General features: G+C 65.5%; 11 protein-coding genes and 2 pseudogenes. 10 read left to right on the top strand and 3 right to left on the bottom strand.

Annotated elements, in window-relative coordinates:
* Together Q0562_RS10350 and dnaB are read left to right on the top strand one after the other, a co-directional pair.
* Positions 1-526, top strand: a 526-nt coding sequence (locus tag Q0562_RS10350; protein WP_298644116.1) for a lysophospholipid acyltransferase family protein, incomplete at its 5' end; no start/stop codon positions are given.
* On the top strand, positions 526-1,911 hold the full coding sequence (dnaB, locus tag Q0562_RS10345) for a replicative DNA helicase (protein WP_298644114.1): 1,386 nt from the start codon (positions 526-528) through the stop codon (positions 1,909-1,911). The genes Q0562_RS10350 and dnaB, both read left to right, overlap by 1 nt.
* A gap of 31 nt (positions 1,912-1,942) precedes the next feature.
* On the opposite strand, the pseudogene Q0562_RS13805 reads toward dnaB, so the two are convergent.
* Both Q0562_RS13805 and Q0562_RS10340 read right to left on the bottom strand, forming a co-directional pair.
* Positions 1,943-2,151: pseudogene (locus Q0562_RS13805) on the bottom strand (SLC13 family permease); the annotation flags it as partial.
* A pseudogene (locus Q0562_RS10340) lies at positions 2,140-2,572 on the bottom strand (transposase); the annotation flags it as partial. The pseudogenes Q0562_RS10340 and Q0562_RS13805, both read right to left, overlap by 12 nt.
* 32 nt (positions 2,573-2,604) lie before the next feature.
* On the opposite strand from Q0562_RS10340, the gene Q0562_RS10335 reads away from it, so the two are divergent.
* Positions 2,605-3,231 (top strand): LysR family substrate-binding domain-containing protein, encoded by a 627-nt coding sequence (locus tag Q0562_RS10335; protein ID WP_298644112.1) that lies wholly within the window; start codon positions 2,605-2,607, stop codon positions 3,229-3,231.
* On the opposite strand, the gene Q0562_RS10330 is transcribed toward Q0562_RS10335, so the two are convergent.
* Positions 3,197-4,054 carry a Sir2 family NAD-dependent protein deacetylase gene (locus Q0562_RS10330; protein ID WP_298644111.1) on the bottom strand — a complete coding sequence of 286 codons (858 nt, stop codon included), beginning with the start codon at positions 4,052-4,054 and terminating at the stop codon, positions 3,197-3,199. The genes Q0562_RS10335 and Q0562_RS10330 overlap by 35 nt on opposite strands.
* A 138-nt stretch (positions 4,055-4,192) precedes the next feature.
* Between Q0562_RS10330 and Q0562_RS10325 the strand changes: the two genes are divergently transcribed.
* From Q0562_RS10325 to Q0562_RS10295, 7 genes are all read left to right on the top strand, one after another.
* Entirely contained in the window at positions 4,193-4,906 is a 714-nt protein-coding gene (locus Q0562_RS10325) for a beta-ketoacyl synthase chain length factor (RefSeq protein ID WP_298644109.1), read from the top strand.
* A complete protein-coding gene (locus tag Q0562_RS10320) occupies positions 4,906-5,661 on the top strand; it encodes a lysophospholipid acyltransferase family protein (protein ID WP_298644108.1) in 756 nt (251 codons plus the stop codon). The genes Q0562_RS10325 and Q0562_RS10320 overlap by 1 nt, the downstream gene beginning before the upstream one ends.
* Positions 5,658-5,936, top strand: a complete 279-nt coding sequence (locus Q0562_RS10315) for a phosphopantetheine-binding protein (protein ID WP_298644106.1) — start codon at positions 5,658-5,660, stop codon at positions 5,934-5,936. Before Q0562_RS10320 ends, Q0562_RS10315 begins: the two co-directional genes overlap by 4 nt.
* Positions 5,926-6,183, top strand: a complete 258-nt coding sequence (locus Q0562_RS10310) for an acyl carrier protein (RefSeq protein WP_298644104.1) — start codon at positions 5,926-5,928, stop codon at positions 6,181-6,183. Before Q0562_RS10315 ends, Q0562_RS10310 begins: the two co-directional genes overlap by 11 nt.
* Positions 6,184-6,283: 100 nt before the next feature.
* Positions 6,284-6,820 carry a transposase gene (locus tag Q0562_RS10305; RefSeq protein WP_298644101.1) on the top strand — a complete coding sequence of 179 codons (537 nt, stop codon included), beginning with the start codon at positions 6,284-6,286 and terminating at the stop codon, positions 6,818-6,820.
* 55 nt (positions 6,821-6,875) lie between these two features.
* On the top strand, positions 6,876-7,400 hold the full coding sequence (locus Q0562_RS10300) for a hypothetical protein (protein WP_298644099.1): 525 nt from the start codon (positions 6,876-6,878) through the stop codon (positions 7,398-7,400).
* Positions 7,397-8,971 (top strand): AMP-binding protein, encoded by a 1,575-nt coding sequence (locus Q0562_RS10295; RefSeq protein WP_298644098.1) that lies wholly within the window; start codon positions 7,397-7,399, stop codon positions 8,969-8,971. The genes Q0562_RS10300 and Q0562_RS10295 overlap by 4 nt, the downstream gene beginning before the upstream one ends.
* Positions 8,972-8,986 lie beyond the last annotated feature (15 nt).

The following is an 8,986-nucleotide window of genomic DNA, read 5'->3' as shown; positions in this document are numbered from 1 at the left end:
GGCCTGCGTCCTCATGGTGAACCACCAGTCCACCTGGGAAACCGCCTTCCTGCCCCACCTGAAACTGCGCCAGGTGTGGGTGCTGAAAAAAGAACTGATGCTGCTGCCCTTCTTCGGCTGGGCACTGGCCGTGCTGCGCCCGGTGCCGATTGACCGCAAGCAGAAACGCCGCGCCATGCAGCAAGTCATCGCGGAAGGCAGGAAGCGGATCGAGGCGGGCTACAGTGTCATCCTCTTCCCCGAAGGCACGCGCGCACCGGCGGATGCGCCGCTGCCCTTCAAACTCGGCGCGGCACGCCTGGCCGCCGCCCTCGGCGTGCCCGCCGTGCCGGTCGCACACAATGCCGGCCAGTTCTGGCCGAAACGCGGCCTGATGCACCCCGGCACCGTGCAGGTCGTCGTCGGCGACCCCATCGACACCCACGGCAAAAGCGCCGCCGAAATCAACACCATCGCCGAACGCTGGATCAACGATACCCGCGCCCGCCTCGTCGCCGCCGAAAACGCCCGGCGCGGAGCCGCCTGATGGCCGAATACGAACAACAGGAAGAACGCCTGCGCCAGCCACCGCATTCGCCAGACGCCGAACAGGCGGTGCTGGCGGGCGTGCTGCTCGACGCCAGCATGTGGGATCGCGTCGCCGGCCGGGTGGACAGCGTGGACTACTACAACCGCGCCCACCGGCTCATCCACCAGGCGATGGAAACCGTCGCCGCGCGCAACCAGCCACTCGACATCGTTACCGTCGCCGACGCCCTGCGCGAAGCGGGCGAACTGGAAAACTGCGGCGGCCCCGCCTACCTCGCCAGCCTCGCCGATGCCTACGGCAGCGCGCAGAACGTCCTCGCCTACGCCGACATCGTGCGCGAAGCCTCCATCCTGCGCTCGCTCCTGAAAAGCAGCGGCGACATCGCACAAAGCGTGTACCAGCCCGAAGGGCGCAGCGCCGCGCAACTGCTCGACAGCGCCGAACAGCGCGTCTTCGACATCAAGAACCGCTACCAGAAGCACAAGGAAGACGGCTTCCATCAAATCAAAAACGTCGTCGCCGACACCGTCACCTACCTGCAAGAAGTCAGCCGGCGCGGCAGCGACGTCATCGGCATCCCGACCGGCTTCAAAGACCTCGACAAAATGACCGCCGGCCTGCAACAGGGCGACCTCGTCATCATCGCCGGCCGCCCCTCGATGGGCAAAACCACCTTCGCCATGAACATCGCCGAAGAAGTCGCCATCAGGGGCAAACTGCCCGTTGCCGTCTTCTCGCTGGAAATGCCCGCGCGGGCGCTGGTGCTGCGCATGATGTCCTCGCTCGGCAGCATCGACCAGAGCGAACTGCGCAAAGGCGACATCAAGGGCGACGGCGTGCGCGCCAAACTGGCGCTTGCCGTCAGCCAGCTGCAAAACGCCCCCATCCACATCGACGACGGCGCGAACCTCACCATCACCGAACTGCGCGCGCGGGTGCGCCGCCTGAAAAGTGAAGTCGGCGAACTCGGACTCATCCTGGTGGACTACCTGCAACTCATGCAACTGCCGGACAGCCGCGACGACAACCGCGCCTCGCTCATCGGCGAAATCTCGCGCGGCCTGAAACTGCTCGCCAAAGAGATGGAAGTGCCGGTCATTGCCCTCTCGCAGCTCTCGCGCCAGGTCGAACACCGCCCGAACAAACGCCCGATCATGTCGGACATCCGCGAATCCGGCGCCATTGAGCAGGACGCGGATGTCATCATGTTCGTCTATCGCGACGAGGTCTATAACCCCGAATCGGCGGACAAAGGCGTCGCCGAAATCATCATCGGCAAACAGAGGAACGGCCCCATCGGCACCGTCAAACTCACCTTCCTCGGCCAGTACCTCAAATTCGGCGACCTTGCCCACGGCTACACGGAAGGCTTCGAGGACTGACCGCAAATGCGGGAAACAGCCCGCCGCCAGGCGGCAACCCGGCCTTGATGTAGTCCATGAAGCGGTAGCCGCCGACACTGAGCACCATGGTGTTCGCCGGGGTGCCGATCGGCGTGGCGAAGGCGCAGGAGCCGCCGATCACGGTCGCCATCAGCACCGTACGCGGGTCGGCGCACCAAGTGCTTCGGCGAGAGAGCGGCCGATGGGCGCGAGCAGCGCGGTGGTGGCGGTGTTGGACATGTTACGCCCGCAGTTTTTCCACAGCCGCCTGTTCTTTTCCAGCCGGGAGAAACTGCGCTCTGCCACCCACCGCTTCGGCAATACCGCAAACCGATGCAATCCGTTGCGTTTGGCAATCTCTACCTCCGCCCCTATCAACGCCTGTACCGACGAAGCAAATGCCTTACCCGTTAACCACCGTCGACAAGGACTTTTTGCACCGCGCCAGGATTATCCCGCCCACGTTCCAATGCCGGCAGGCAGCCTTTTCTATCCGTAACATCCGCCGTCGTTACCGCAAGGGCATGCGGCAAACCCTCTGTGTCAACCATGCCGCTCACTTTCTTGTCGGCATCGCAACCTTTTTCCATGGCGGTATCCATGTTCTTCACACTCGCGCATCAATCATCAGGAAGGTGGTTTCCTCATGGCGTCCCTGCTTGCGACACACGGCAGCCACCTGATTTTTTTAATATGCTTCCTCTCGGCTCCATCGACAGCGCCGTGGTCGCCCTCGTGCCCTTCATCCTGCGCCACTTCCGCACCCGCCACCCCGCTGCCGACATCCAGATAACGGAAGACAAAACCGCCCGCCTGCTGCCGAAACTGCGCGCCGGACGTCTCGACATCCTCTTCGCCCGCGTGACGCACGACGACGACCTCATCACCCATCACTTCCTCTGTAACGAAAACGTGGACATCGCCCTGCCGCAAGACCACCCGCTCGCCGCCCGCCCCTGCCTGCGCGCCGCCGACCTGCGCGACATCCCGCTCATCGTCCCCGAACGCAAGGTGCGCCCGCACAGCCACGACCTCGCCCTGCGCCTCTTCGCCGACAGCGGCATCCGCCCGCAGCTCATTCAGATTGCCGACGAAAAACTGACCATCCTCAACATGGTCGCCGCCGGCATGGGCGCGGCGGTGATGCCGCGCTGGCTGACGCGCATGGCGGCGCTGGCGGTGAAAACCGTGCCGCTTGCCGCTGAACACCGCGACCTCAGCGCCCAGCTGCCGCTCGCGGCGGTGTGGCTGAAACACACCCGCGACGAACTGCGGGCAATCGTTCTCAGCCACCACGCAGCGCTGGCGGCGCTGTATTGAGGGCGGCATCAAGGGCGGCGAGCGCCGCCCGTGCGCCCATCGCCAGGCCGATATGCTGCATCTGCGGCACCTGCGGCTCGTCCGGATTGATACGCAGCAGCGGTGCATGCCGGCGGCGGGCGATGCGCTCCGAAAAACGGCGCACCGTCGGCACCGCCTTGCCCGCGCCAAGCTCAATCACCACCACCCGCCCGGCCTGAGGCAGCCAGTCCCGCGTCAACGCGTCAAGACGGCGCTCGCTCTCCTGCCCTAGCCACTGCCAATCGTCGAACATCAGGATATTCGGCCGGGCGAGGCCGCCGCAGCGCGGACAGCGGGGCGGCTCGTTGCGGAGTAGGCAGGTCGCCTCGTCCACCTGCGGCTGAAAACCGTCCGCCGCCCAAACCGCGCTGTGGCAGGGGCGCAGACATTGCAGGGCGTGAATGCTGCCGTGGCAGGCAATCACGTGTTCATCGGCAAAACCCGCCCGCTGAAACTGCCCGTCCACATTGCTGGTGAACACCCTTGCACCATGCGCCTTCTCCGCCGCCCAGCGACGCAGTATGGCAAAACCCGCATGCGGCACCGTGCGGCGGTAAGTGTTCAGCCGCCAGCCGTAAAAACCCCAGGCGAGACGCGGATGGCTGTAAAAAAGGGCGGGGGTCGCCATCGCCGCAAACGGTTTGCCCAAATGCGCCAGTGGCGGGAAAGCCCGCCAGAACCCGTGCGTGCCGCGAAAATCGGGCAGGCCGGAATCCACGCCCATGCCCGCCCCGGCGGTGATGAGCAGCGCATCAGCCGCCTGAATCCAGGCGGCGGCGCGGAGAATATCGTCGTCTTGCATAAAAACTCCCGTCGTCAATAACGGCGCCAGCATACGCACCGCTACGGCGGGATATGTCGCATCGCGCCGCCTTGTCGCCCCTGCGCAAAACCGCTAGCATAAACCCATCATTAACAGGCATTAACCGTACCGTCCCCCATGGAATTTTCCTTCCACCTCAAAGCATGGCACGCCGTCGCCCCGCGCCTGCACACCCCTGCCGACTGGCAGCAATGGGCGGAACAGCCGGCAAGCCTGAGCGATTTCCCCGAACGCGCCCCCGACCTTGCCCACATCCCCGCCCTGCAACGCCGCCGCCTCACCCCCGCCGCGCGCCTGATGACCGCCGCCCTGCTTCCGCTTGCCGCCTACGGCACCGCCCCGCTCATCTACATCTCGCACGACGGCGAAATCAACCGCAGCTTCGCCCTCTGGGACGAACTCATCCGCGCGGATACCGTCTCGCCGCTCTCCTTCGGCCTCTCCGTGCACAACGCCCTGCCCGGCCAATACGCCATCCTCCACGGCGACACGAGCGAACAAACCGCCCTCTGCGCGCGCGAAGCCTGCCTGGAAACCGCCACCGTCGAAGCCTGCGCCACCCTCGCCGACGGCGCGCCGCAAGTGCGCATCGCCGTCGTCGAAAACCCGCCCGACGCCGCCCACCCGCTTGCGGGCAGCGCGCCCTTCCCTTTCGCCCTCGCCCTGCTCATCGTCCCCGGCGACAGCCACCGCCTGCGCCGCGAAAACAGCGACGACACCGGCGACGGCAAATACTGGACGGCGCTCGACTGGATACGCGGCGAAATCCGCCATGAAGCCGCGCAAACCGCCGCCTGCCGGGGCGTGCGCTGGCATTGGGAGCGCCGCTAATGATGACTCTCAGCCGCGCCCTGCGCCTTATCAGCACCCTCGCCGCCTACCTCGCCTTCGGCCTGGCCGGCGCGCTGCTTGCCCTCATCTTGCCGCTGGCACTGCTGCGCCTGCCCGCCGGACTTGCAGGCGAACGGCGCGCCCGCCGCATCGTCGCCCGCATCTGGACAGGCTACCTCACCGCCATGCGCTGGGGCGGCATCTACCGCGTCACCTGGCATGGCCGCGAACGCCTTGGCCGTCCGGGGCAGCTCATCCTCGTCAACCACCCCTCGCTGATGGACGTGCTCTTTATGATCAGCGCCGTGCCGGAGGCCAACTGCGTCGTCAAAGCCGCGCTGCTTGCCAACCCCAGCATGCGCCCGGCCATCCGCGCCTGCGGCTACATCCCGAACGACGCCTCGCCCGAACTCATCGAAAAAACCGCCGCCGTCCTCACGGAAGGCCAGACCCTCATCCTCTTCCCCGAAGGCACACGCACCGGCTACGACGGCATCATCCGCCTGAATCGCGGCGCTGTCTCCATCGGCCTGCGCGGCGCAAGCGTCATCACCCCGGTCGTTATCCGCATGACGCCGCCCGGCCTCAAACGCGGCGACCCGTGGTACAAAATCCCGCCGCACCCCTATCACTACGACATCCGCGTCGGCGACGACATCGACCCCGCCGACTACCTGCGGCGCAAACCGCTGCCGCTCGCGGCGCGCCTCCTGAACGACGACCTCACCCGCTACTTCCAAAAGGAAACCACATGACAGACAACCTGAAAGAGCAGCTCAAAGCCCTCATCATCGACAAACTGGGGCTGGAAGACATCACCCCGGCCGACATCGGCGACGACACCGCGCTCTTTGCTGACGACGGCCTCGGCCTCGACTCCGTTGATGCCCTCGAACTCGGCCTCGCCATCCAGAAAGCCTACAACTTCCCGATGGAAAATGACGCCCAGACCCTGCGTGATCACTTCTACAGCGTCAACACCCTCGCCGCCTGGATCGAAACCAGACAAGGACAAGCCCATGCTGGATGAAGCCCAAATCTACGACATCCTGAAAACCACCCTGACCGAACTCTTCGAAATCGAGCCGGCGCGCATCCACAAAGATGCCAACCTCTACGAAGACCTCGAAATCGACAGCATTGACGCCATCGACCTCATCGACCACGTCAAGCGCAAAACCGGCTACCGCCTCGTCGCCGACGACTTCCGCCATGTGCGCACCATCGGCGACGTCATTGCCGCCGTGTTGCGCAAACAAGAGCAGGACAAAACGTAACAACCCGCACAGGGCGAATCTTGACCCACGCCCTAGAACAACCTCCGGCGTAGGGTGGGCCTTGGCCCACCGCTAACCCGAAGCATAAAAACCCCACCGTATGCCCAACTACCGCAGAGATTACACCTTGGGCGGGTGCTACTTCTTCACCGTCGTCCTGCAAGACCGGCGGGCAGACTGGCTCATCCGCTACATAGATGCCTTCCGCGCCGCCTGGCGGGCAGTCGCCGTGCACTATCCGTTCACCACTATCGCCGTCACCATCCTGCCGGAACACTTCCATGCCGTCCTGACGCTACCGGAAAACGACCACGACTACTCCCGACGTCTGGGCGCACTAAAAAGCCTGTTCAGCCGCAGCATCCCGCCGATATGCCGTCAAACCAACGCCAGCAAACAAAACAAGCGGGAAAGTGGTATCTGGCAACGCCGCTTCTGGGAACACCGCATCCGTGATCGCCACGATCTCGAACGACACATCCACTACACCTACTACAACCCTGTAAAACACGGCTACGTCCGGCGAGTTGCCGACTGGCCTTACACCTCCTTCCACCGCGACGTCAAAAACGGTCTTTTCCTGCCGGATTGGGGCGAAGCTATCGCCTCGTCAAGCCAAAACCTCTATGACGACTAACCCTTCCCAACCGCATGGTGGGCCAAGGCCCACCCTACGTCCGCAAATACCATCCATGCTCATCCGCCCCGCCATCTGGCTGCTCACCCTCGCCTACCCGTGGCTGTGGTATCACGGCCACGGCGCGCGTGCCCTCGCCTGCCTCATGGTCGCCGCCTGGCTGCTGCGCGCCCTCCTCGCCGCACGTCGCGCCGTCCGCCTCGGCGCACTGGCGCTCGCCGCCTACTTCACCGCCACCACCCTGCTTGACAACAAAAACGCGCTGACCCTCTACCCGCTCATCATCAACGCCACCCTACTCATCGCCTTCACCGCCAGCCTTATCCACCCGCCGAGCGCCATCGAGCGCCTCGCCCGCCTGCAACACCCCGACCTACCGCCGGCAGGCGTCGCCTACACCCGTCGCGTCACACAAATCTGGTGCGGTTTCTTCATCCTGAACGGCGGTATCATCGCCACCCTCAGCCTCATCGGCGCCGAACGCGCCTGGGCGCTCTACACCGGCGTCATCTCCTACATCTTCATGGGCCTCCTCCTCGCCGGCGAATGGCTCTACCGCCGCTACCGACTCAAAACATGAACACCATCCTCACCGAAGCCCTCGCCCGCAGCCCGCATGGTGCAGCCATCTGCGCTGCCGCCTGCGCCCTCGCCCCACGCCTCCGCCAGCCGCAACGCCTCACCTGCGAGAACCCGCTTACCCTTGCCGCCGCCCTCATCGCCTGCGCCATCGCCGGCAAGCCTGCCGAACTCCTGCCACGCGACGACGGTGCGCCTGATACCCTGCGCGACAGCGACATTCCGCTAACGTCCGCTATCCACAGCGCGCCTCTCCTGCCACCCTTGCACGACATCCCCCTCACCCTCTCCACCTCCGGTACCACCGGCACCGGCAGCCGTGTTCCCAAAACCCTCGGCGCCATGCTGCGTGAAAGCGCGGCACTGCTCACCCTGCCGCACTGGCCCCGCAGCGCTACCGCCCTCGGCAGCGTACACCCGCAGCACCTCTACGGCCTCACCTTCCGCACCATCCACAGCCTCCTCGCCGGTTGGCACATCGACCCCGCCCAGCACCGCTACCCCGAACTGCTGCTTGACGCCAGCCGTCGCAGCACCACCCCGCAAATCTGGATCAGTACCCCGGCACTGCTGCATACCCTCGTCGCCGGACACGACCTTACCCCGTGGCGCGGCCGCGTTGCCTGCATTACCAGCGCGGGCGGCGCGCTCGACCCCGCCGTTGCTGCCGCCCTGCGCGCCCAACTCGACTGTACCGTGCTCGACATCTACGGCAGCACCGAAAGCGGCGTCATCAGCATCGACGACGGCACAGGCCGCCGCCCGCTGCCCGGCGTTACCACCCGTCGCGACCCCGACGGCGCGCTACACGTCAAAAGCCCGTGGACCCACGGCTGGATTGCCACCGGCGACCTTGTGGACGAAGCGCACAACCTCCTCGGCAGAAGCGACCGCATCATCAAACGCGGCGACAAACGCATCGCCCTGAACGCCCTCGAACACAGCCTGAACAGCGATCCGACCATCGCCGACAGCCACTGTGCCCTGCACCCCGACAGCGGCCACCTCTGCGCCTGGATCGCCCTCAGCGACGACGGCATCCGCGCCTGGCGCGACGAAGGCCGCCCTGCCCTGCTCGCCCGCTGGCGCGCCCTGCTCCTGCAACAGCACGACCGCCTCGCCGTGCCGCGCCATATCCGCGTCACCGACCGCCTGCCGCGCAACAGCCAGGGCAAAATCGCCCGCGCCGACTGGGAACACGCCCTGCGCGAACCCATCCTTGCCCCCGCCTGGCAGCCGGGCGAAACCGACGGCGACACCCACACCTACCGTGCCCGCGTCCCGCTCGACCTGCACTACTGCAAAGGGCACTTCGACCGGATGGCCCTCGTACCGGGCGTGGTGCAATGCCGCTGGGCGCTGGCGCTGGCCGCTCGCGACCTCGGCCTTACCGCTACCATCAGCGCCATCGAACAACTCAAATACCAACAATTCCTGCGCCCCTACGACCTCCTGACCCTCACCCTGCGCTACGACGCAGCACGCGGCAAACTGCACTTCACCTGCGATAACGGCCACGGCAAATGCGCCTCCGGCCGCATCGTTTACCGCCTGAACGACGCACCTGTTTGATGGCATTCCATGCGC

It is taken from the genome of uncultured Cardiobacterium sp. (genome assembly GCF_938028825.1).
Classification (GTDB): Bacteria; Pseudomonadota; Gammaproteobacteria; order Cardiobacteriales; family Cardiobacteriaceae; genus Cardiobacterium.
Note: the sequence above shows the minus strand (reverse complement) of the source record. Positions and strands in the feature narration are given on the sequence as shown.